Here is a 23370-nt window from a genome sequence, read left to right as displayed (position 1 = left end):
AGTGGGATTATATGAAAATCAGGCTGTTTCTGAGCAATCAGAAACAGCCTGATTTTTTTTATTCTGAAAATTCAAGGAATCGCAACTGACCGCCTTTGGCAGTATGTGCCTTCATCAGCTTCTCCAATTCAGCCGCTTTCTGGGCGCGCCATTGCCCGTTGCCCTCATTGTACATAATGAGTCTTGACATTTCCTGCAACTTGCTTTCAGCCGATTCAGACACTCTGTTGTAGCGTTCGCCTTGGAATGAATCGTAGAAAGCGATGTACTGCTGCGCCGTTTTCCACAACTTGTTGAAGATGGCATCGGCCTTCTTCTGCTGCCCGAGTGCTGCGTAAGCCCGTGCCATTTCGCCCGAACCGCTGTAAATGGTAACCGGAACGTTGTAGTCGGGGATTTCCTTTTCCACCTTTGCCAACACTTTGAGAGCCTTGTCTTTCTTGCCCTCTGCAAGCAGGTGCTGGGCGAGCATAACCATTTCTATGCGGTGTCTGTAACACATCTTCATCACGGTTTCGTCGAGATAGATGCCCTTGGTGGACACACCGCCCCACTTGAACTTGTTCATCATCACGTCGTAGGTCTTCTCCGTGTCGTAATTCTTGCCGTCCTTGGTGTAGAATGGCGTGATACGGTTCACAAGACCTTCCTGAATGAAGTTGTCGCCGAGGTTCATAAAGTTCTCTCTGCCAACGGTTACAGCCACGTACAACGGACGGGTCCAGTTCGTGTTTGCTATCATTTCGAGCATCATAAGGTCCGACTTTGACAGCGCATTGCGGCCACCGAGCGCAATTGCCATACGGTCGGGGATACTGTCGCCCGGCTGCATCATTCCACTCTTGCGGACGGCATCCTTGTCGATCGTTACGTAAACGGTATCCGTCGGGATGACACGGTTGCGGGGATCGCTTGCACGGACGAAGTATTTGAGTACATTCTTCAGCTCGAACGGATCGTCGCCGAAGGTCTGGCGTGCGCTCTCCGGATCCTGTGCATAGAGTGCGAGCACGTCCTGTTTCATATCAGGCCTGATATGTACGAAATCGTTTGTGCCTTCTACGTAATCCAGACGCGGCCAACTGATAGGAACACTTGGAGAATCGTAGGCAGGGCGGAGCATCTGGTCGATATACCAGTCGGTCTGCAAGTAGGAAAGGTTGCAGACACGTGCATCCGTGCGCACGCCTTCAACATCCTGACTGTACCAGAGTGGGAAGGTATCGTTGTCGCCGTTGGTAAATACGATAGGATTTCCTTCCGTCTGTAGGGAGTTGAGATAGTTCTGTCCGAAGTCGCGTGCCGTGTATCTGCCCGAACGGTCGTGGTCGTCCCAGTTCTGGGAAGCCATTTGCAGAGGCACTATGAGACCTGCAACCGATGCGATAGCCGCTGCGACCGTGCCCGAAACCTTGAATTTCTTGAGCCAGTCGTAGATAGCTGCGATACCCAGACCACACCAGATGGCGAAGGCATAGAACGACCCTGCATAGGCATAGTCGCGCTCACGTGGCTGACCCGGTGTCTGATTCAGGTAAATCACAATCGCCAAGCCTGTCATAAAGAAGAGGAAGAACACCACCCAAAACTGCTGGATGCCGCGTTTTCCGCGCCAAGCCTGCCAGAAGAGTCCGATGAGTCCGAGCAGGAGCGGCAGACAGTAGTAGACGTTGTGTCCCTTGTTTTCCTTCAGCTCGTCGGGCAGCAGAGACTGGTCGCCATACATTATATTATCTATGAAGCCGATACCTGTAATCCAGTTTCCGTGCTCAATGGTTTCATCGCTCTGAATGTCGTTCTGACGGCCTGCGAAGTTCCACATAAAGTATCGCCAGTACATATGGTTGCACTGATAGCCGAGGAAGAACCGGAGGTTCTCCCACTGTGTAGGCATCTTAACACCGTCAGCATCGCGGCCTTCCACGCCGCCCATTACCATTTCGTATTGCTGAGCGTGTCCCTTGTCGTACATACGTGGGAAGAGCATCGTGTGATCGTAGACGGCTCTGCCCTTGCGGCGCACGATGAAATAAGAGTCCTTCTCAGCTGCTGAGGCTTTCTCCTTGCGCTGATAGACCGGCTTTCCGTCTTCCACGTAATCAACCACATTGCTTGTGTATGCCTGACCGCTGAACAAAGGACGGTCGCCATACTGCTCACGGCTGAGATAGCTGCCCAGTGTGAAGATGTCTTCCGGAGAGTTCTGGTCCATCGGCGGGTTGGCTGTAGAACGGATTACGATCATTGCGTAGGTGGAATAACCGATAATCATCATAAACATACAGAGCAACGCCGTATTCTTCATACGTGATGTTACGTAGTATGCGCTCGGCTCTTTCTTGCCTGCTTTCTTCTTGAGGAGGAGTACACGGAAGAGGGCGAAGAGAATGATGACACCAATGATGAATGCGCTCCAGCCGTAGCCGTAGAACGGAATACCGATGAGGGCAAACGCTATGATGAAAGCAAGATTCTCGCGCTTGATGTTGTTGCTCTTGTAGGTTTCGCTGATAGCCCAGACGAATGAACCGATGAGCAGGAAGAGATAGACGATTGTACCCGTGTTGAAAGACATTCCGAGCGTGTTGGTAAAGAAAAGTTCAAACCAACCGCCGACGGTGATGATGCCCGGTACAACGCCATAGAGCACGGCTGCAACGAGCATGCCGGATACGCCAAGTGCCAAGAGCGAACCCTTGAGATTTGCCTCGGGCACACGCTTGTAATAGTAGACCAATACGATTGCAGGGATGCAGAGCAGGTTCAGAAGGTGGACACCGATTGAAAGACCTGTCATATAGGCAATGAGAACGAGCCAACGGTCGGCGTGCGGCTTGTCGGCATTGTCTTCCCACTTGAGAATCAGCCAGAATACAACGGCCGTGAATGCAGATGAATAAGCATAGACCTCGCCTTCAACGGCTGAATACCAGAACGTGTCGCTGAACGTGTAGATGAGCGCACCCACGAGTGCCGAACCCTCGATGGCGATGAGCTTGCCGAGAGAAATCTCCTCGCCGTCGCGGACGATGAGCTTGCGCGTGAGGTGGGAAATGGTCCAGAAGAGGAACATAATACACGTTGCCGAGAGCAAGGCACTCATCGTGTTCACCATTCGTGCCACCTGTGTAGGGTCGCTCACGAACTGTGTGAAGATGTTTGCAGTCAGGGCAAAGAAAGGTGCCCCGGGAGGATGGCCAACTTCGAGTCGGTAGCCTGTGGTAATGAATTCAGGACAGTCCCAGAAACTGGCTGTCGGTTCGATGGTAGAGCAATATACCACGGCTGCAATCAGAAAGGCGAGCCATCCGAGCGTATTGTCTACTATTCTAAACTTTTTCATTTATAGAACTATTTTTTGTCCGTCCTGTGTTTCGGCGGAGTTTGTTATTTCAAGATAATCAGCTGCAAAGATAATAATATAAATTTATATTTACATCTTATAATGTAAGTTTTTAATCATCTTTTAAATTTAAGCGTATGCCTGTAACTGTTCTTCTTCCTTTATTCCCTGCCCGAACTCGGAATAAATGTGGATTCGGAAATATCAGGATTCTTCTGATAGTTCTTTAATTATCTTGTGGTTTTCTTGTTCCCTTGTCTCCTCATCTCCTTGTCCTCTTATAAACTTACTTCCTTGTAAACTCGTCCCCTTGTTCCCTTGTCCCCTTAAGTTCGGGATTCTCCCGAACTACTTCACAGCCTGTCTGCCCATATATGCTTTGATGATTTTGGCAGCAATCGGGGCAGCTACGTCGGCTCCGAAGCCGCCATTTTCAATAAAAACGGAAATTGCTATCTTTGGGCTGTACATCGGTGCGAAGCCTATAAAAACCGAATGGTCTTTACCTCTATTCTCAACCGTTCCCGTCTTGCCGCATATCGAATAGGCAGGCGTGTTGATTCCGGCTGCCGTTCCGCACTGAACTGCCGCCCTCATTCCGTTTACCACGGACGAATATGCAGCCGGTGCAACCTTCGTTTCCTTTCGTGTGGTGTATCTTGGCTGGAGCGGCTGTTCGGCTGTGCCGCGATGAATGTGGGGAGGATAGTACCAACCACGGTTGGCAACCGTTGCAGCAAGATTGCAGAGTTGGAGCGGTGTGGCCGTGATGTCGCCCTGTCCCATACCTGCCCAGATGATGGTTCTCGGCGTCCAACCCGATGGGTATCTGCGGCTTAGGTAGGAAGAATTGGCCACAAGACCACCTTTTTCGCCCGGGAGGTCGATGCCTGTCGGTCCGCCCAGCCCCATACTTACCATATAGTCGCGCCAAACGTCGATGGCGTTTTCCTTGCTGCCGTATTTCTTGGTGTTGGAAATCATCAGCGTGAAGGCTTTCAGAAACCACGTGTTGCACGAGAAGGCGAGCGCATTGGGAATTTGGAGGGGCGAACCGTGCTTGTGGCAACCCACTTTCAGCGTTCCGTCATTGTATGCTCCCAAACAGCCAATCTTCGACTTGGTGGTTACGATGCCTTCTGAAAGGAGCGTGAGAGCCTGTGCCACCTTGAATGTAGAGCCGGGCGCATAGGCCGTAGCGATGGCGAGATTGTCGTCAGGCCCTGAAGGAGAATTGGTTACGAGGCAGAGGATTTCGCCCGTTGCAGGATCTTCGGTAACGATGCTGCCGGTCTTCCCCTTCAGCAGTTCCGTACCCAACTGTTGAAGGTAGGGTAGGAGCGTGGAAGGATTTTCCCCGATAGGTATCTGGTTCTGTTTATTTGTCTTGAGTGCAGCCGTTGTGGTCGGCTTCTTCTCCGTCGTGGGTTGATTGGGATAGATTCTCTCCATCTCCCCGTGGTATTCCTGTGCCGTGATCGATGCTGCCATTAGCGACAGGGCAGCAATCAGCGTGATTTTTAATCTGTTCATTTAGTTTTTCCTTATGTTGTTTTTGTTATTTTTGTTGTTATTCTTGTTTTATTTAATGTATCTTCCTTGTCTCCTCGTCCTCTCGTAAACTCGTTCCCTTGTAAACTTGTCTCCTTGTAAACTTGTCCTCTCGTCCCTTCGTGAACTTGGCTCCTCGTTCCCTCGTCCCCTCTTTTTCAACGTGGCTGCAAAAATACAAAATATTCTTTTAAAAACCACTCAACTTGCACATTCCTTTACTTATTTCTTTTTATATTTGTAAGTTGCTGATAATCAGATGGTATTTTCTTGCTTTCAGATGTGCGAAGATTGCGTTCCATTCTTCGCACATTTGGTGTGTGTTTTTGCGAAGACTGGAATGTAATCTTCGGATACTTGAAATGTGTATGAATTTGACGTGAAATCTGCCTCAATGCTGTATGGTGGCAGGGCAGCGGCAGTAAGATGGGAAAGTTGGGCGAAGAACAGCTTTTTCATAGCGTATCTGCCTCCGAATATCGGGAAAATTTGCCTGAATTTGTGGAATAATGAATAGCTGAAATACACTTATCAGTTTATTTATATTTAGATATTATCCGTTATTATCCATTTTTATTTTTTAATTAACTAATTGAAAAACAGATGTTTATTAATTTTATACGCTTAGAATATATTTAGATTTAATTTAGATTGATTAGGTGGTATGGATTCTTTTTCATACCTTTGCATCGTAATTAAGTTACTATATGCAGTTATACTTTTTAGTAGATAGAATAAGTAATAATTAGATAATTATGCCGAACACATTTTACCAAGCGTGGTAAGTTTGAGTAATGATAATTTCGGATAAATTAGGTTAACATTTTCTCAATCAACAGTAAGCTAAACTCAAAGTACACTTAGACGTGAGTCTGAGTGTGCTTTTTCTTTTATACCTTGCTTCCCTCGATTTTTTTCTGTAATTTTGCTCTGATTCTCTGTTCAGAGAAAATACTGACTATAAATATGAACATCGCTATGCACAGAATACTCCTTATTATATTGTGCTTTATGCTCGGAACGTCGGCCTACGCCGATGGAGAGTACGATAAACTTGATGCGCTCATAGAGCAGAGCGACAAGATTACCACCGAGCGCATCAACTACATAAAGACCATCCGGCAGCAACTGCTTACCCCTGGGCTTACCGGCAGGCAGTGCTATGAAATCTGCAGCCGTCTTTATACGGAGTATGCCTCCTTTAAGTTCGATTCTGCCCTTGTGTATTCGGATAGGTTGCTTCGGTATGCCGAGCGGACGAACGACAGGGATTGCAGGAACGAGGCATTGATAAAGAAGGCGCACATACACAGTCTGGCCGGGCTTTTCACCGAGGCGAAGGAGATTCTGGAGCATATAAAGGAGGAGGAACTGGATAGAGATTTGCTCGTGAGCTACTACGAGGCTTGGAACTTGCAGCTAACGCTGATGTCGGAGTTTTCAAGCCACACGGTCATCCACGAGCGATACAGTGCCGAGGCATTGGAATACAAGAAGAAGATTCTGAAAATAGCATCGCCCGATTCCTATCTCTACAAGTCCACGCAGGCGGCCGTGATGAGCAGTGCCAACAAGAATCGGGAGGCATTGAACTTTTTTGAGCCTTATCTCTCGGAGTGGGAGACGAACGAGCACGAATATGCTATGATTGCCAGCAATATAGCGTCGTACTACGAGCAGATAGGCGACAGGGAAAATTGCAAAAAGTATCTGATAATGAGCGCAATGGCAGATATAGAGTCTGCCACGAAGGAGACGCAGGCGTTGCGCAAACTGGCTTCGCTGCTCTTTGAGGAAGGCGACGTGGAGCGTGCTTACAGGTATCTGAATATCTCCATCGACGAGGCAAATTTCTATGGCACGCGCCTTAGAAACAGTCAGGCGTCGGAGCTGATACCCGAGATCCAGAAGGTTTACGCCGCCAACAAGGAGGCGCAGAGCCGGCATATCCGAATACAGATGGCTGTCTTGACCGTCATTGCCTTGCTGCTGATAGTGGGAGTTGTCATAATCGGCAAGTTGTTAAGGCGTTACAGGGACATGAACAAGCAGGTGTATAAGATGAGCCAGAAGCTGAACGATGCCGTGGAAGACCTCCAGCAGGCGAACGGACAGATGCGCGAGGGCAACAAGCTGAAGGACGAGTACATCAGCCGTTTCCTCGAACTCTCTTCAACCATCATCGACAGGGCGGACGTTCAGCACAAGTTCCAGAACCGGCTGGCACGTGAAAAGAAGATGGATGAACTCTATTCGGAGCTGAAATCGAATGCCTTCATAGCCGAATGCACAAAAATCTTCTATGAAAACTTCGACGGAGCGTTCCTGAACATCTATCCGAACTTCGTAAGCGACGTGAACGAACTTCTTGTTTCAGATGGGAAGATAATACCGAAACAGGGTGAGCGATTGACCACCGAACTTAGAATCCTTGCCCTTATTCGCTTGGGCATTCAGGATAATTCTAAAATTTCCTCCATTCTTCGCTCGAGCATCACTACCATCTATACTTATCGCTCCAAACTGAAGGCTCGGGCGAAGGACAGAGAGAATTTTGAGGAGCTTGTAAAGATGATTGGAGTGTATGAGTAGAGGAGAGACGAGGAAACAAGTGAGCAAGTGGATGAGAGGACAAGTTTACGAGCGTACAGGTATATTACCTTATTAATATAAAGGGATGAAGGAAAGTGATCCGGGAATGGCAGTAGGCAAAGCAAGTTTTCTCGTCCTCCTGTCCTCCTGTAAGCTCGTCGCCTGAAAAAATATTAGATATGATTCGCAAAACACGGAAAGAAGAGATTGATATTGTGCTTCGTCTGATAGATGAAGGAAGGAAAAAGATGGTGGCGGAAGGCAATGTGAGCCAATGGGTAAACGGCTATCCTTCGCGCGAAACGATAGAGGAGGATATTCGTCTGGGCAATAGCTACGTGGTGGAAGAGGACGGAAAGCCTGTTGCCACCTTTGTGCTTATGCAGGGACCCGACCCTACCTATGCGGCGATTTACGAAGGTGCGTGGCTGAACAATAATCCCTATTGCGTGATTCATCGCATTGCTTCGGGCGAAAACGTTCGTGGCGTGATGCGCAGAGTGCTGGAATATGCTTTCCGGCAGACCGATACTGTCCGAATTGACACCCACGAGGACAACCGGACGATGCAGATACTGCTGACGAAATACGGCTTCACGCGCTGCGGCATTATCTATCTTGCGAATGGAGACCCACGAGTGGCTTTCCAAAAGAAAGTCTGACGGATTTCCGTAGCAGAGAGTTTCCACGAAATCCGGCGCAAACTGCCCTCGCAAGGACAAAAATAACAATCGGCATAACCCGATAATTCTCTGTTGGGCTAAACCAAACCGGACATTGAAATTTTGCGTATTACTTTGTTATTCTTACGGATAATTCGTATCTTTGCACCGACAATAAAATGATAAAACACGCTTTGGGATTATGATTGAGTACAAAGATGAATGGATTATCAGAGTAGACGACCTGAGTCTGCTCGATGATTCGAGGACTGCCGATATGGTTTTGCACGCATTGTGTGTCGAGGGTTCGTGTTCGTTTAGTTTCAATGGCGAGCAGAAGGAGCTTAAACCGGGAAGCCTTGTCATTACGAGCAAAACCCGTCTTCTCAAGCAGGTGTGTCCAAGCGGGGACTTCAGGGTGGAAGGCTTGTTTTTCTCGCCCAAATTCCTCGAACTTGCCGCACAGAGGTCCAGTTACACCATCCGCCACATTCTGCTTCTGAATGCCGATCCGGTGCTGGAACTTAACGAAATTGAGCGTGAACGGTGGAACAGGGACTATGAAAACATATTCTATCAGTTGAGCCGAACCGACAACAAATTCCGGTTCGAGATGATGATGGCCGTTTGCTGGCAGTTCTTCCTCGACTGTTTCGACTTCTCGAGCCGTGTTTATGGGCACAGGGACATCTCTATGCAGTCGTCTTCGCTCGTTACGGAATTTTTCGCAATGCTCGAGGCGGGCGAATACCGTGCGCACCGCAACATTCCTTTCTATGCCGACAAGCTCTTCGTTACGGCAAAGCATCTTTCGGAAGTGGTGAAGAGGGTGAGCGGGCACAGTGCCAACTACTGGATAACGCACTTTACCGTTGCCGACCTTCAGCGCACGCTGCGCACCACAAAAATGCCGATGAGCGAGATTTCCGACCTCTTCAATTTCTCGTCCGTGGCCTACTTCACGCGCTATATGCAGATACATCTTGGCGTGAATCCGTCGCAGCTGAGGGAGTAGAGAGGCGTTGGCTGTTCAGCTGACCTCGGATTGGAAGGTAAATGTTAGTTCAACGAATTTAATCAACTGTAAATTCTATGATTATTAGAGGTAATGGTTGATTTATGCTATTGAAGCCGTTATTGGCGGGCTTAAGTGCATTTGCGAAAGTAGAGCATTCAGAGCTAAGTCTTTGACAACTTTATCATACACTTATTAGGTGCCATTTTAGTATTGTATGTTTCAAAAAAAGCTGTGTATTAATGTACAAAAAACATTAATGCACAGCTTTTTCTATTTTAGGTTCGTAAAACCCACGTTAAATCATATTCAATCTTCTTGTTGTAAAGAATCAGAATAGAACTCTTCATCCCATACATCTTCAGAAGGATGGTATTCCTTGCTATCTGTTTCTTCTGGAGTAGTTCCTCCACTCACTGGTATGTTAAAATCCATAACCTCTCCTGTCGTGCCTATCTTTACGATGCTGGATTGTGGACTATTATATATCTTTTTCATATCCTTTTCTATTTTATGATTATTTTCTTTCCACGTTGGATATAAATTCCACGCTGTGGATGATTTACTTGCTCGCCCTTAATGTTGTACCAAGGCCGGTTATTATCAGTTTCAGTACCTTGAGTCGCCTTATTCTCCGTAGCAGGAACGCCATCAATACCCGTTGTGGCACTTGTATTCTCAAATTGGAATATGAATTGCTTGGCAGGGGCTGCTGCATTGTAGGAACCTATTATGCTTGTAGGCATAGACAGGTAGCTGCGATTGTAAGGCACAGTGCCGGTGCTTATGGCATAGCGGAATTTACCATCTTTGAGCAGAAGATTGGTATATTCTTCGCCTCCCACATTCTTTGATGGGGCGATTACTGTTGCATCAGTTACAGCCAAGAGATAATTCTTAGCCGAAGTCTCTACTTTGGCGTCGTCGCTTTCGCCGATGGTATAGGTAAATGTGCTGCCTGCCGTACCTTTGAGCAATGCACCTGTGTATGTTTCATAAGCTATGCCATTGTGCTCGTATTCACCTGTACGTGAGGGAATGTACTTTCCCGGAGTTTTTCCTCCCACAGATACTTCGCGCATAGTAACATATACATTGTTTCCGGCAGTTGATGCCGACTCGGCAAGGTATGCTGTTACTTCCGCTTCTGACAAGTCCACATCAAAGTCTCTGCCTAATGTAGATACTCCGTTCTCGTTCATCTTGGCCGGTATCTTATAGGCATAGTTTTGATACTTGTTCCATCCATCGGCAGCTTGATATATTCCGCTTTCATAAGCTGCTTTCTTCACATAGATTTTCATTTTTTCCACACCAGAATAATCAGGTTTTGGATATTGGTAATTGGGATTTACAATAACTGGTGGTGTAGTTGGGTTAAGCAGATAGATACTTCTAATATTTGTTCCCAAAATGATATTCTCGGAATACATTCCATAGTTTTTTTGAGATACACGAGCTATTTCTGTTACCGAAGCAGGAATCGTGAGTTCGGTAAGATTACCATTGTATGCAAAAGCACCATTATATATGGTTTTCAGCGAAGACGGCAACGTGATGTGAGTGAGGGTTGCATCTGAAAATGCTCCCTCGTGTATGGTCTCCACACGAGCCGGAATTGTATAACTCACATTTCGTGTGGAGGCAGCCGGATAAGCCATAAGGGTTTTGGCATCTTTGGTAAAAAGGATTCCCTCTATAACTTTGTAGGCAGTATTGGCTTCATCCACCGTAAAGGCTGTGAGTTTTTGGTTTCGGGCAAATGCAGCACCACCAATAGAAGTTACATTGGCAGGAATATTAACAGCAGTAGCATTTGTGCGCATAAACGCACCAACACCTATTGTTTTGAGTGATACTGGGAAAGTATAGTCCTCTAAAACAGAAGACCAGGCGAAAGCATCGTGTCCTATGAGTTCAAGTTCATTTTTGAAATCTACTTTTTTCAGTCCTCGACAATATTCAAAAGCACTTTCACGAATTTCCTTCAGATGTTCAGGCATTTTGACTTCTGTTAAGGAATTGCAACTTGTAAAAGCACCACTATGAATGATGGTAATATTATCTGATATCTGCAAGTCTTTGAGCTTATAATTATAAGCAAAGCAATGGAAAGAAATCTCCCTAAGAGGGCATTCATCGGGAATGACCACCTTGGTAATGTTGTCGCAAACATTAAATGCCTCGCTGCCCAACTCTTTCATTGTTACTGGAAAAACAATTTCTGTGAGTGCATCGCAGTCTTGGAAGCCACATCGTCCTATCTTTTCAAGATACTTGGGTAAAGGACCACGAAACTTTGTACAATCATTCATTCCGTAGTAGGCTACCTCTGTAATGGTTTCGGGGAAATTAACAGTTTCGAGCGAATAACATTTGGAAAAACAAAAATTACTTATTCGCTTAATGGTACTGCCTGCAGCAAAAGTTACAGTTTTAAGATTCTCGCAAGCATAAAACGGTCCATAAACACCTATACCAGCATCGCCGCCACCGTTTTCAATATTTGTTATGGTTACAGGAATTTTAAATGAAGTCATCGATTTATTGCGCGAGAAAGCGCTTCCACCAAGTGTGGTTACAGTCGATGGTAGTGTATAACCATCCACGTTTTTAGCCGCAGGGTAATAAATGAGTGTGGTCTTATTCTTATTGTAAAGTATTCCATCTTCTACTGTAAAATTAGGATTGTCGCCGTCGAACTTTATTTCCTCCAATTTGTCCGATACTCCTAATGAAGAGGCAGGTATGTTCCTGATACTTACTGGCAATGTAAGTGAAGTTATGTTACTTCCTCTGAAGATAAAACCATTTAAGGATTTTACCTCAAACGTTTTACCACCTAACTCTACTGTTTTGGGTATGACAACTGCGCCAGAAACCGACTGGTCAATTTTCGTAACTGAAGCTCCGTTTGAAAGCTGAGCATCATCTCCACTATAAGTAATACCACCGATAATTGCACTTTGCGGAGCTGCATATCCTGCCATACATAAAACTGATAGGAATGCGAGTAAAACATATGTTTTTTCTTTTATGTACATTTTCATCAAAATAATTAATTAACTTTAGAAAAATGGCTAAGTATATTGGAAGATTATTGTAAATTACACTTCAATGTCTTACCAATATCTTTAATTTTATTACTCTCTGTTTTTTTTCAATGTCTTACCAATATCTTTAATTTTATTACTCTACTGTTTTTTTTGCGATGCAAAGATAGATTATTTTTTAACACCCCCCCCGTTTTTACAATGTTTAACGTGTTTTTATTTATATTAAATCTTTCTGTGCTTTATCTTTGATGATGATTTTTGTCAAATCATCTATCTATGTTTTGTTTATGATTTGTTGATATATCAAAGTTATAAATTCATCGCTTGTTTATTTAGTATATTTGTCCTTAATTCGAGTGTTATTTGAGTTTAGAAGATAACTAAATTATCGGTTGATTTATTTTCCTTCCCAGTTACAGTTCAATGACGCTTCTAATCTCTTGTTCCTTGTTCAATTTGGTAAGTTGTTGCTAATCAACATTATTTCCTCTGTTTTTCATTCTTGCGAAAAATGGAGGCTATTTTTGCGAAGATTATGCTGCGTTTGTGCGAAGAATAGAACGCATTTATCCGAAGATTGTAAAACACATTTGAGACGAATATTTTTTAAAATAGTAAGTGAGTAGTTTTTTAGGAAAATATTTGTTTACAGGAAATCCCCACTTCTTTGTCTAAGATGAGACGTTCTATGCCTTGCATTGTCTTTTATCTTTCTTCTTGCTATTGCGAATAGATTATTTCGTGTGTCTGATTTTTGATTCCAACATCATATTGATAAACCTGTTGTCTGGGCATATATTATGATAGCTCTTGAATATATCGTGTTCTTTCGGAATGAGAGACAGAGAGAAATCTTTTACGAATATGCCAGACATATTGATACTCCGGCACTGAAGTCGAAATTCTGGAGTGCAAAGATGTTCAACTTCGGCTTACTTACTGTTGGCATACTGTTGCTTATTGCAATGAACATAAATGACAGGAGAATGATGTTTTGAATTATTTCATTCCTAATATAAATAGCGAGGGTTTGAGGAATTTAGAATAAAGCATATCTTCTTCATTCTGAATATAAACAAAAAGCCTGTTGGCAGAGTTAGGTATTTGCTGACTAAACTCCACCAACAGGCTGTGTTTTGTTTTATGGAAAGTGTTGTTTCCGATGGTTTCAGGCTTTGAAACGGAGTGGGGGAGGAATAGAATAATTTCTGTTTGAACTTAATTTCTATTCTTGCCCTAACTTCTATTCCTGCCTGAGTTTTCCTGTTTGTACCCGATTTTCTATCTAAACCAGAGTTTTTATTCCTGTCTGAACTTCTCAACTCCGATTTTGTACATATCATTGCCTTCTGAGTCTATGGCAACGATTACGGGAAGTTCTTCCACGCGGAGCTTGCGGATGGCTTCAGTGCCGAGGTCGTCGAAGGCGATAACTTCAGCTTCCTTCACGGCTTTCGCCATCAGTGCCGCGGCACCTCCGATGGCTGCGAAGTAGACGCCGGTGTGTTGCTTCAGAGCATCGATAACTTCTTCAGAACGAGAGCCTTTGCCAATCATACAACGAAGTCCGAGACTGATGAGCGTCGGGGAATAGGCGTCCATTCGGCCGCCGGTGGTGGGGCCTACCGAACCGATTGGCTGACCGGGCTTGGCAGGGCAGGGGCCTGCATAGTAGACAACTTGTCCTTCAAAATCGAAAGGCATTGGCTCGCCTGCGTCTATCATTTCGCACAGACGCTTGTGGGCTGCGTCGCGCGCTGTGTATATTGTGCCCGAGATGTAGACCATATCGCCGGCTTTGAGCGATTTTATCTTTTCGTCTGTGAACGGGGCGGATAAGATGCGTTTTGTTTCCATATATATAAGATGTAGCTTTGCCTCCCTTTATCCTCTTTGGAGAGAGGGCACAGACTTCACCTTGTTCTTCAGCTTGCGTCTGCACGGTGGAGGTAGTTGTGTTAAATGTGTGATACGAAAGATGAGAATTTCCCGCGACGGCTGCTGATTGGCAACTGCTTCTTTTGGAGAAGATGCGGGAAAGGAGGTTAGAGTTCGCCTTCGGAGTGTCTCGTAGCGTGGCAGCCAATGTTTACCGATACAGGAAGACCGGCAATGTGGGTGGCGTTTACGAGAATGTTTACGGCGAGTGCCGTGGTGCTGCCACCGAATCCACAAGGACCGATGCCGAGCTTGTTGATTTCCTCGAAGAGTTCTTTCTCCAGCTGAGCCACCTGTGGGTTGTCGCTCACGCTGCCGACAGGGCGGAGGAGGGCTTTCTTGCTGAGGTAGGCAGCTCGCTCCATCGTGCCGCCGATGCCGATGCCGACGATGATTGGAGGACAGGGATTGCCGCCTGCGTGGAAGATGGTGTCGATGACGAATTTCTTTATGCCCGGGATGCCGGCACTCGGTGTGAGCATCTTGAGGCCGCTCTTGTTTTCAGAGCCGAAGCCTTTGGGCGAAACGGTGATATGAAATTCGTCGCCCGGTACCATTTCGTAGTGGATGATGGCAGGTGTGTTGTCGGTTGTGTTCACACGGTCGAGTGGGTCTTTCACTACCGATTTGCGCAGATAGCCCTTGCTGTAACCTTGGCGAACGCCTTGATTAACGGCGTCTTCGATGAATCCGCCCGTGATGTGTACGTCCTGTCCCCACCGGATGAAAACAACGGTCATACCTGTGTCCTGACACATTGGGCAATGTTCGTTGCGGGCAATGTCTGCGTTCTGCACGATGGTGCCGATGATTTCCTTTGCCAATGGCGACTTTTCTGTTTTCCGGCGTGTGTTGAGTGCTGAATAGATGTCGTCGGACAGCACGTAGCACGCTTCTATGCAGAGTTTTTCTACCAACTCTGTTATCTTGCTTGCTTGTATTTCTCTCATAAGTGTTGTTTGTGTTTTGGAGTGGACGAGGTTACGAGTGGACAAGTGGACGAGTTAATGAGTGGACAAGTAAACGGGTGGACGAGCGAACAAGGAGGTTTCCAGTTGTAATCTGCTTGTCCCCTTGTTCTCTTGTAAACTTGTCTCCTTGTTTCCTCGTAAACTCGTTCCCTCGTCTCTTAAATATTCCTTGCTAAGAAATAGTGAGTGTTTCTGTTTGGGATATCCGTGCAGTTGTTGTCTACGATTCCGATAAGACAGTGGGTCTTCGTATGGTCGTCGTAGATGAGTTCCTTTACGAGTCCGAAATTCTGGATTTCAGAAGTGTTGTTCACCTGCAGGCGGGGGCCGTCGCAATCCACAATCCGGTCGCCAATCTTGATGTGTTCCTCATCGTAATAAGCTACCGGCAGCGACTTTGCAATCACTTCCTTGATGCAGGTCTCGAAGACCTCGAGGTCTATTTCCACCTTGTGGCTGAACTTCATCACGAAGCCGTTTCTGATGTCGGAGAAGTAATACGAGCTCGGATCGATCCCGTAGTTATCCTCCAACAGATAGCGTGTGATTTCTTCTGCCGTGTGCGCCATACGACGGTACTTCAATGATTGATGAACGATGTCGTAGATGCTTTCGGGAATGGGACCGAACATAGTCGGACGCGTTACGATGATTTCCTCGCCGATGCCCACGATGAGGTCGGCATTGCGCCCGAGTGCTTGGTGCAGGAGGTTGAAGTGTTCCACCACCACGCGCTTCTTATGCTCTATGAGTGTCCTGACGAACTCGGCAATCTCCCACATCTGGAGGAATCCTGAAAGGAAACGGATGTCGAGATGGAAGGACGACGTCTCCTTTATTTCGCCCATAGCAATCATATCCCTCGCCTGCATAATCTTGCGCGGATTGATGATGTCGTCGTCGTTGGCGAGTTCCAGTCCTGGGAACATACCCTTGATGAGCGATGATTTGCCCGATCCCGCATCGCCGATAATGCCGATGAGGTGGTCGTGATAGGAAAGATGCCGTTGTGAGATATGGTTTCCGAGGAAAATGAGACGCTCTTTGCCGCGGGGAGCAAAGTATTGAGTCGCGATGTGATATTCTTGTGCAGGGTTCAGCATAGTGCAGGGTGTTTGAGTGTGATGGTGTTCTTTTCAACGAAAATAACGAGTTGCCGCAGTCGCTGCCGCGGCACTCGTTATCATTATCAACTATATTTACAATTCAAATGAACTCTTCATCAGCGGAACGTGCTGCTGTGCACCGTAAACGTCGGTTTCGCCCAGCGAGCCTGAAGGAATAGGACGGACGATTGTAATCTTGATGGCCTTTGCAGGGTCGAAGTGTACAATGTTGATGATGTCTTCTTCCTTGATGTGATAGAGTGCGCAGAACATCTTTTCGTTGAATATCTTTGCATCCTTCACCTTATAGTACATATCGAAGTCCTTGAAAATGACGTCGAATGTGAGTTCGTAGGGTCCTGAATTCTTGCTGCGAATTACTGAAGCCACGTCTACCAAATTATATTTTGCCATAATCGTAATTTCATTTAATAGGGTTGATTACTTTGCTTCGCCTCTCTCGAAGTTTACGTACTCTATCGGGAAGAGACTTGTCGGGTCGTCTACCTCCAGCAGGTGGTAGATGTTGAACTCGAAAACTTCGCCCATCTTGCAGTCCGACGGGGAGAATGGGAATGCGAGGTTGCCTGATGTAGAGTAGCGGCCTTCGTAGCCGTAGTGCAGCATAGTGCTTCGGGCAAAGCTGCAAATGGTGTTGGCTGTTTCCTGTGTGTCTGCCACAGCCTCGATGATGATGAGCAATTCGTCTGAATGTGCTTCTTCAGCACCCTCGAACATAGCCATAACGCCACGCTTTCCGTAAATCTTGAAGTCGAGGAAGAAGTCCTTCAGGCCGTATTTCTCGAAGTTGTTCTCCACACGCTCGCGGACATTCTTGATGATATCGTCAATCTTTGATATCATAATAGGGTCCTTCACGGCTGCCGGCGACATTGTACGGTAGCCTACACGGCGCACGCCCTCGAGCTTAACGTAGTACTTGTCTGTCGGAACGAACTTACTGCCTGATACACGCACCTTGTTGTCGTCTACCTGCTCGAACTTGCATTCGTGCAGATTGATGGCACCACCGGGACCGGGCAGTATGTATGGATTGGTCTTTTCGTAGAGCGTATGACCTGCGATAGAGAAGGTCGTGCACTTACGGAGCGGCGACAATGGTTCGAGAACGAAGTCGTCCTTGTGCAGATAGCCGAACATACAGTCGCTGCCGCTGCCCGGGAGGGCGCAGATTGCAGCGCACTCGAGAATCTTGCCCAAGTGGATAGCCAATCCCTTCGGGAAACCTTCCTTGATAGGGAGGGCTGCAAACACGGAAGGGTCGTAGGAGCGGCCTGCGATAATCACGTCTGCACCTTCTTCCAAAGCCTTGATGTATGGTTCTTCGCCGATCTGTGCCACGATGTGTACTGCATCGTCGATGTCCTTTTCCTGAATAGGCTTTGCCGGAGCGAGTGGATTTACCTTGCCGTTGCGGAGTTCTTCCTTGATGAAGTCCTTCTCAAATTCAGACTGGATAACGGCCATCTTGAACGAAAGTGCCTTTTCCTTGGCAATTTCGCGGATGATATCGAGCACGAACTCTACGTGAGGACGCGCGCCGCTGCCGCCGGCTGTGCCGACGATAACAGGAACTTTGGCTTCGATACCGGCAGGAATCATAATCTCCAAGTCGCGCTTTACGGAGTTACGGTCTGTAAACGACTTGCCTGCACCGAGATAATAGGGACCCGGGTCTGACGAACCGGCGTCTACTGCAATCACGTGTGGATTGCGCTTCATTCCTTCTACGAATGATTCCATCGGAAAACCATAGCCGAGGATGGCAGTAGTGGAAAGTATTCTTATTTCTTCCATAGCATATTTGAGTTTTGAATGTTGAATCAGGAAACTTTTTCTTGCGTTTGTTTTACGAAGGAATGCTGAACGATGAGGCTTTGCGCCAGTTCAGCATTCCCCTGAAATCCTAATTACTTTGTGAGAGCCAAGATGCGGCTCATTTCGTTGAACACGATCATATAGCCCTCATCAACGCCCATACCCGGCTTAGCGAGATACTGAACAGGCTTTGTGGCCATTGCGATGTTGGCGCATACTTCAGCCGAACGGTTTGTCTCGTTGCAGGTACCGCCGAGGTAAGCACCCATATTGTTCTCCTTGCAGTAGAGCACGGCTTCGATAGTGTTGTTGATACCACCGAGGTCCGGAGTCTTGATCTGTGCCATGTGGCCTGCCTTCTTCTCTGTGAAAGCGATGATGTCTTCCAATGTGTTGCACCATTCGTCGGCTACGATTTCAGCGTCGATGCCGTCGCGGTCCATCGCTGCACGGATTGCTGCCAAGGCGTCAATCTGAGCTTCGCGCTCGCCCATATCAACAGGACCTTCCACACGCAGGTGGAACGGCTTAGCAAGTTCGGCAAGTTCGCCCACGTACTTAGCGATAGCCTCGAAATCGTTGTTGAACACGATGCCGAGCGTACCGTAAACGTCGATGTGGATAGTCGGGTTGTAGCTTTCCACCGGACGGAGCTTGATGATACGGTTGCGGAGCCATTCGATGTATTCCTTGATTTTCTCGCCCTTGAGACCCACCTTTGTCTCAACGTGGTTGAAGAGTGCGTGAGGCAAAACGTCGGCACCCTTCATAATCATCTTGTCGGCGTTCATATAACGGTCGTCGCCAGACTGTGAGAAGATAGGGATGATGTTCTTTGAAATCTCCGTGCCGTATTCTTCGGCAACAACCTCTGCCATCAGCTTTGACTGGCTCTTTGCAACTGCATCGAGACAAGCCTGAGTAACGCCGTAACGGATAGCCGTGTGGTATTTCTTGCCTTCGGCATCCACCTTCTTATCAACGAGGTCTGCCATTTCGCGGAAAGTCGTGATGTCCTTGCCCTCATAGAGAGGAGCGATTTCCTTCTCGATGACAGGAATAAAGTCAGCAGCGAGGAACAATGGGTCGCGGCCGCCTGCGCCTGAATACTGTACTGCCGCACAATCGCCGTGTGCGATGGCACCGTTCTCAAGAACAAACATCACGCTGATAGACTCACCTGCCTGACGAACTGCCGTGAAGCCCGGTGTTACTGGCTTTCCTTCATAGAAAGCACCATCGTTCTTTGCACCGGCCTTGATAGCCTTCTGATCGTCGAAGAAGAAACCTGTCTTACCGGGTGCGCATACTACTTTTTTAATTTTCATAATACAAGGTATTTTATTGAACGTCTCTACGGCTCAGTTCTTCCGATTTCTTTTCTGCACGGAAGCAAGTTTCCGGATGCCGCAGTTAGTCTTTTTGTTAATAAACTGTTTTTGTAAATTCTATGTTTTCAGTCTCTGGAACTGCGATGCTGCCCTGCATTTTCCCTGTCAGGGCATTATCTGCAACACCCCTCTCGGAGGGAGAGGGGGATGCTGTGAGAGGTTTATTTATCCTTCGGACGGCCAACGAGCGCACCCTTACCGATAGCGTAAACGTCGTCGATAACCATCTGGAAACTTACCGGACGGCCTTCTGCCTTGGCACGCTCCTCGAGTTTCTGGCGGTGGAAGATTACGAGGTCGTCGGACAGCGGCATATTGCCCATATTGAGCAAACGGATAGCACCCTGATTGTCGCGTGCAGGGAGCACCTTGCCTGCATTATACTTGCTCGGAGCGAACGGAATGTCGATAACGCCGGCTTCGATGGCAGCGCAAGTACCTATTGCCCAGTCGCCCTTGCCCAGTTCCTCAACCTTGTTGAGAATGCACTCCATTTCCTGCATAATGATTTCGCTTTCCTCCACAACGGCAGGGATTTCGCGGAAGTTCTGGTCCTTCAGCATATTGATGACCTGCTTAGTGGCACGCAGACCGGCAGCGTTGGCCTCCTTCGTAGGGATACCCATCGCTTCGTGAGGAGTCTTCACGATAACCTTCGTAGCCTTTGCTAACGCACCTGCGGCAGCCCCCCAAGAGATAACGCCGAAAGCCTTTGCCTCGTCCTGTGGAAAACCACCCATCCACTGGTGGAACACGGTGGTTACGCGTGCATCCTTGTAGCCGAACTTGTCAAGATACTTGCGTGTCATAATGTCGAGGGAACGGATAGCGGCAACGTCCTGAATGAGATTACCGCACTGACCGTAGCCCACCGTGAGGTCCTTAACGCCCTGTGTGGCGGCGAGAACAGCCTCGATAACGGCCACCGTGTTTGAGATACAGGGAGGAATGAGCGTACCTGTAAGCGGACCGAACGGCTCACGGTTGATGCTCACGCCCGCTTCTTCGTAGAGACCGCAGAGACGGTCGGTGTACTGCCAGTGGCGGATTACCTTGTCGATAGGATGGTTCTTGGCGTAAGGAATGTTGTAGGAGATACCGCCGCCTTCGTAGGAAGTGAAGCCCCCCGCGATGGTAATTTCTGTGAGAAGACGGGCATCAGGAGTTCCGTGGCGCACCTGCACCGGACTCTTTACAGCCGATGTAACCTTGCGGCAGATGTCCACACCGTAGTTTACAGCCGGAAAACCATTGAGCATAGAACGTCCCGTCTCGAAACTCTTGTCGATACCAATCTGACATTCGTTATAACGGTTCAAACGGGTGTAACTGTCGATGGTTGAAGGCAGCAGGTCGGCACCGCCTTCCTCCTCAAGGAACTGAAGCAGCTTGATGTGCTCGTCGTAGAGTGCCACACCGGCACGGGGCTGGATGAGCGTGTCGCCGCTTTCAACGGCTTTCTGCAACTTTGCGCCGAAGCGTTTTTCGGGCGCAATGCTCTTCTGATACTCTACTGCCTCTTCAAAGTCCACGCCCTTTCCGGTTTCCCAGTGGGTCAATACGTCAGCTCTTTCCTTGAAGAACTCGTCGTTTGAAAGTTTTTGATTCTTTATTTCCATAGCAAATGTGAAAAGCCCCGGAAGCTGACGCTTCCCCGCTGCGCTCCTGTGGAGGAGCGTTTTCGTCAAGGGCCGGTTTTTGTTATTTTATTCTTTAATTCTTCTTTAATTCTTTCTTGTTCGTAGGAGGTCTGCCACGGGTCTGTTCTCAGGCGGCAGACCCTCTTGAACCCTTCGGTGCATCGTGTTGGATTTCCCTTCGTTTATATATTTATATCTATATATAAATTTACTATTTCCCCTTAAATATATATTTATATCAATATGTGTGGAACGGAATCCCGTACCGTTTCTTTCTCAACTGCCTGCAATATGCTGTTCTCGGAGCGTCGGCACAATGGGCGGCTCTTAGATGGCCGTAATCTCCTTCTTCATAATTGCCAGAGCCACCTTCGGCTCGAAGCTGCTGAGCAATCCCATAGAAGCGAAGATATACTTCTTGTCGAGCATATACTTCGGAGCTTTCGGCTTTGCAAACATCGGATCGCGCGAAGCCTTCTTCTCGGCACCGTTCAGGATGCGTTCGGGATGGGCGTTGTTGATGATGGAACCACCGATTCCCACCACGTAGGGCACTTCAGAGAGGTCTTTTCCGGTGAGCGTGAACACCTGTCCCATAGGCGTGTAGGCTGGCTCGAAATAGCCGCAGTGGCGTTCTACTGCCACCTTCACGGCGTTGCGTGCCAGTCCTTCCTCGATGCGTGCCTCCTCGTCGTTGCTCGGAAGCGTTGCCGGAGCCGCCGCACAGGTTTCTATCCATTTCTCGATTTTCTCCTGTGGGATGCCTATTTCGTCGGAGAAAAGCTCCATACTGATTTCGTCCGCCATCGCCGTGAGGCTGTAACGCATACCGAGGTCGCCCTCCACCGTGCGCTTGCTGTATGGTTCGGGCAGTCCCTTCGTTACCACTTCGGCAATGGTGGGTTCGCCTTTCGCCATAGAGTAGATGTCGGTAGTGGCACCACCGAGGTCTACTGCCATCAGGTCGCCTATGCCCTCGTCCCTGCCGTGTCCCTTGCTCAGGAGTTCGCAGCCCGTGAGCACGGCAAGTGGCGTGGGAATGATGTCGAAACCGCTCATCTCCTGCACCTTGGTGAGTCCCTTGGCCTCTATGATTCGGCTGATGAATAGCTCCTTGATGTTCTTCTTTGCAGGCTCAATGTTGATGATGTTGAACTGCGGCATCACGTTTTCCGTGATTACACACTTCTTTCCACAATCCTTGAAAATCTCCTCCAGTTCGTCGGAGGCAGTCTTGTTGCCTGCCGCTATGATGGAGAAATTGCGGTCTATCTGGCAGAGTCTCCTTGCATTGGCGAGGATTACGTCCTTGTTGCCGCCGTCCGTGCCGCCGCAGAGCAGCACGAGGTCGGGATTGATGTTGTAGATTTCCTCCTGTTCGGCCTTTGAAATCTCGAACGAATAGGTCTTTACCACCTTTGCACCGGCACTCGACGCAGCCATCTTGGCAGCCTTTGCCGTGAGTTCGGGAACGAGTCCCAGTGCCACCATCTTCAGGCCGCCTGCCGCGCTGCTGCAGCAGAGCATACGGTCGTAGGCAAACGTGCCGATTTTCGCCTCGAGCTTTGCAAGTCCGTTGCGGAATCCCTCCATCACATCCGTCTCAATGGTTGTGAAAGCAGACGCTGTGCCAAGCACTTCTCCCTGTTCAGCGTCGATGGCTGTCAGTTTGGTGTACGTGCTGCCAAAGTCTACTGTAAGGTACTTCATTTAGTATTCCTTTCCTAACGTTAAATGGGAAATGTTAAATGGGATAATGTGAAATGTTAAATAGGAAATGGGAAATATGACAATGTGAGAAAACTGTCAGGTATTTCCTTTTAGTCTTCCTTTCCCAGTACTTTGTCGAGGTCCTTGATAGAGATTTCAATGTCTGTTCCGGGAGGATATACCTTTGTGAATCCCATATCGAGGAAACGCTTCTCCACGTCCTCAAAGTTCTGCTTTCCCACCACGAGGTTGCCGCCCACGAAGATTGGAATGCCCTGAAGGCCTGCCTCGTCGCACTTCTGGCGGAAGCCCTGACAGTCTATTTCGCCGTGTCCGTACATTGACGACACGAGGATGGCGTCGGCATTGGTCTCGATGGCGGCAGCGATGTATTCTTCCTGTGCCACCATCACACCGAGGTTCACTACGTTGTAATTGTGCTGTTCAAGTGCAAAAGCGATGATTTTGTTGCCCACGGCGTGTGCGTCGGCACCAATCACACCAGTTACGATTGTCTTTTTTTCCATAGCAATATGTATTTTTTGTAATGTTTTTG

Annotated in this window: 16 protein-coding genes; 3 read left to right on the top strand and 13 right to left on the bottom strand. The window is 47.7% G+C overall.

Annotated elements, in window-relative coordinates:
- Window positions 1-58: 58 nt before the first annotated feature.
- Together P150_RS0103745 and P150_RS0103740 are read right to left on the bottom strand one after the other, a co-directional pair.
- Window positions 59-3343 (bottom strand): DUF2723 domain-containing protein, encoded by a 3285-nt coding sequence (locus tag P150_RS0103745; RefSeq protein ID WP_028896539.1) that lies wholly within the window; start codon window positions 3341-3343, stop codon window positions 59-61.
- Between the two features lie 348 nt (window positions 3344-3691).
- Window positions 3692-4876 (bottom strand): penicillin-binding transpeptidase domain-containing protein, encoded by a 1185-nt coding sequence (locus P150_RS0103740; RefSeq protein ID WP_051617531.1) that lies wholly within the window; start codon window positions 4874-4876, stop codon window positions 3692-3694.
- Between the two features lie 984 nt (window positions 4877-5860).
- On the opposite strand from P150_RS0103740, the gene P150_RS0103735 reads away from it, so the two are divergent.
- From P150_RS0103735 to P150_RS0103725, 3 genes are all read left to right on the top strand, one after another.
- The gene (locus tag P150_RS0103735) at window positions 5861-7486 is read left to right on the top strand and encodes a DUF6377 domain-containing protein (protein ID WP_036932036.1); all 1626 of its coding nucleotides are present in this window, start codon (window positions 5861-5863) and stop codon (window positions 7484-7486) included.
- Window positions 7487-7665: 179 nt separating this feature from the next.
- Entirely contained in the window at window positions 7666-8148 is a 483-nt protein-coding gene (locus tag P150_RS0103730) for an N-acetyltransferase (protein ID WP_036932035.1), read from the top strand.
- Between the two features lie 202 nt (window positions 8149-8350).
- Window positions 8351-9163 carry a helix-turn-helix domain-containing protein gene (locus tag P150_RS0103725; RefSeq protein ID WP_028896535.1) on the top strand — a complete coding sequence of 271 codons (813 nt, stop codon included), beginning with the start codon at window positions 8351-8353 and terminating at the stop codon, window positions 9161-9163.
- A 309-nt stretch (window positions 9164-9472) separates the two neighbouring features.
- Here the strand turns inward: P150_RS0103725 and P150_RS17405 are convergent, their stop codons facing one another.
- The 11 genes from P150_RS17405 to glmS form a co-directional block, all read right to left on the bottom strand.
- Complete coding sequence (locus P150_RS17405) at window positions 9473-9661, bottom strand: hypothetical protein (RefSeq protein WP_155952916.1); 189 nt, start codon at window positions 9659-9661, stop codon at window positions 9473-9475.
- 8 nt (window positions 9662-9669) lie between these two features.
- A complete protein-coding gene (locus P150_RS0103720; protein ID WP_028896534.1) occupies window positions 9670-12153 on the bottom strand; it encodes a leucine-rich repeat domain-containing protein in 2484 nt (827 codons plus the stop codon).
- Between the two features lie 1365 nt (window positions 12154-13518).
- Window positions 13519-14076 (bottom strand): Fe-S-containing hydro-lyase, encoded by a 558-nt coding sequence (locus P150_RS0103710; protein ID WP_028896533.1) that lies wholly within the window; start codon window positions 14074-14076, stop codon window positions 13519-13521.
- 188 nt (window positions 14077-14264) lie between these two features.
- Complete coding sequence (locus P150_RS0103705) at window positions 14265-15107, bottom strand: fumarate hydratase (protein WP_028896532.1); 843 nt, start codon at window positions 15105-15107, stop codon at window positions 14265-14267.
- Between the two features lie 179 nt (window positions 15108-15286).
- Window positions 15287-16231, bottom strand: coding sequence for a hypothetical protein (locus P150_RS0103700; RefSeq protein ID WP_028896531.1), 945 nt, complete (start codon window positions 16229-16231; stop codon window positions 15287-15289).
- 96 nt (window positions 16232-16327) lie between these two features.
- On the bottom strand, window positions 16328-16648 hold the full coding sequence (locus P150_RS0103695) for a DUF4387 domain-containing protein (protein WP_028896530.1): 321 nt from the start codon (window positions 16646-16648) through the stop codon (window positions 16328-16330).
- A 27-nt stretch (window positions 16649-16675) separates the two neighbouring features.
- The gene (locus P150_RS0103690) at window positions 16676-18052 is read right to left on the bottom strand and encodes an acyclic terpene utilization AtuA family protein (protein WP_028896529.1); all 1377 of its coding nucleotides are present in this window, start codon (window positions 18050-18052) and stop codon (window positions 16676-16678) included.
- A gap of 113 nt (window positions 18053-18165) precedes the next feature.
- The gene (locus P150_RS0103685; protein ID WP_028896528.1) at window positions 18166-19401 is read right to left on the bottom strand and encodes a methylaspartate ammonia-lyase; all 1236 of its coding nucleotides are present in this window, start codon (window positions 19399-19401) and stop codon (window positions 18166-18168) included.
- Between the two features lie 224 nt (window positions 19402-19625).
- Window positions 19626-21083: a methylaspartate mutase subunit E gene (locus P150_RS0103680; RefSeq protein ID WP_028896527.1), complete on the bottom strand. Its 1458-nt coding sequence runs from the start codon at window positions 21081-21083 to the stop codon at window positions 19626-19628.
- Between the two features lie 348 nt (window positions 21084-21431).
- The gene (glmL, locus tag P150_RS0103675) at window positions 21432-22814 is read right to left on the bottom strand and encodes a methylaspartate mutase accessory protein GlmL (protein ID WP_028896526.1); all 1383 of its coding nucleotides are present in this window, start codon (window positions 22812-22814) and stop codon (window positions 21432-21434) included.
- Window positions 22815-22924: 110 nt separating this feature from the next.
- The gene (gene glmS, locus P150_RS0103670; RefSeq protein ID WP_028896525.1) at window positions 22925-23341 is read right to left on the bottom strand and encodes a methylaspartate mutase subunit S; all 417 of its coding nucleotides are present in this window, start codon (window positions 23339-23341) and stop codon (window positions 22925-22927) included.
- Window positions 23342-23370 lie beyond the last annotated feature (29 nt).

Source organism: Prevotella sp. HUN102, from assembly GCF_000688375.1.
GTDB lineage: Bacteria > Bacteroidota > Bacteroidia > Bacteroidales > Bacteroidaceae > Prevotella.
This window is presented reverse-complemented; position numbering and strand designations above follow the sequence as displayed.

Excerpts from the sequence above, each read along its gene's own strand:
- P150_RS0103745 (WP_028896539.1), bottom strand. The coding sequence starts at position 3,343 with ATGAAAAAGTTTAGAATAGTAGACAATACGCTCGGATGGCTCGCCTTT.
- P150_RS0103740 (WP_051617531.1), bottom strand. The coding sequence starts at position 4,876 with ATGAACAGATTAAAAATCACGCTGATTGCTGCCCTGTCGCTAATGGCA.
- P150_RS0103735 (WP_036932036.1), top strand. The coding sequence starts at position 5,861 with ATGAACATCGCTATGCACAGAATACTCCTTATTATATTGTGCTTTATG.
- P150_RS0103730 (WP_036932035.1), top strand. The coding sequence starts at position 7,666 with ATGATTCGCAAAACACGGAAAGAAGAGATTGATATTGTGCTTCGTCTG.
- P150_RS0103725 (WP_028896535.1), top strand. The coding sequence starts at position 8,351 with ATGATTGAGTACAAAGATGAATGGATTATCAGAGTAGACGACCTGAGT.
- P150_RS17405 (WP_155952916.1), bottom strand. The coding sequence starts at position 9,661 with ATGAAAAAGATATATAATAGTCCACAATCCAGCATCGTAAAGATAGGC.
- P150_RS0103720 (WP_028896534.1), bottom strand. The coding sequence starts at position 12,153 with ATGGCAGGATATGCAGCTCCGCAAAGTGCAATTATCGGTGGTATTACT.
- P150_RS0103710 (WP_028896533.1), bottom strand. The coding sequence starts at position 14,076 with ATGGAAACAAAACGCATCTTATCCGCCCCGTTCACAGACGAAAAGATA.
- P150_RS0103705 (WP_028896532.1), bottom strand. The coding sequence starts at position 15,107 with ATGAGAGAAATACAAGCAAGCAAGATAACAGAGTTGGTAGAAAAACTC.
- P150_RS0103700 (WP_028896531.1), bottom strand. The coding sequence starts at position 16,231 with ATGCTGAACCCTGCACAAGAATATCACATCGCGACTCAATACTTTGCT.
- P150_RS0103695 (WP_028896530.1), bottom strand. The coding sequence starts at position 16,648 with ATGGCAAAATATAATTTGGTAGACGTGGCTTCAGTAATTCGCAGCAAG.
- P150_RS0103690 (WP_028896529.1), bottom strand. The coding sequence starts at position 18,052 with ATGGAAGAAATAAGAATACTTTCCACTACTGCCATCCTCGGCTATGGT.
- P150_RS0103685 (WP_028896528.1), bottom strand. The coding sequence starts at position 19,401 with ATGAAAATTAAAAAAGTAGTATGCGCACCCGGTAAGACAGGTTTCTTC.
- P150_RS0103680 (WP_028896527.1), bottom strand. The coding sequence starts at position 21,083 with ATGGAAATAAAGAATCAAAAACTTTCAAACGACGAGTTCTTCAAGGAA.
- glmL (WP_028896526.1), bottom strand. The coding sequence starts at position 22,814 with ATGAAGTACCTTACAGTAGACTTTGGCAGCACGTACACCAAACTGACA.
- glmS (WP_028896525.1), bottom strand. The coding sequence starts at position 23,341 with ATGGAAAAAAAGACAATCGTAACTGGTGTGATTGGTGCCGACGCACAC.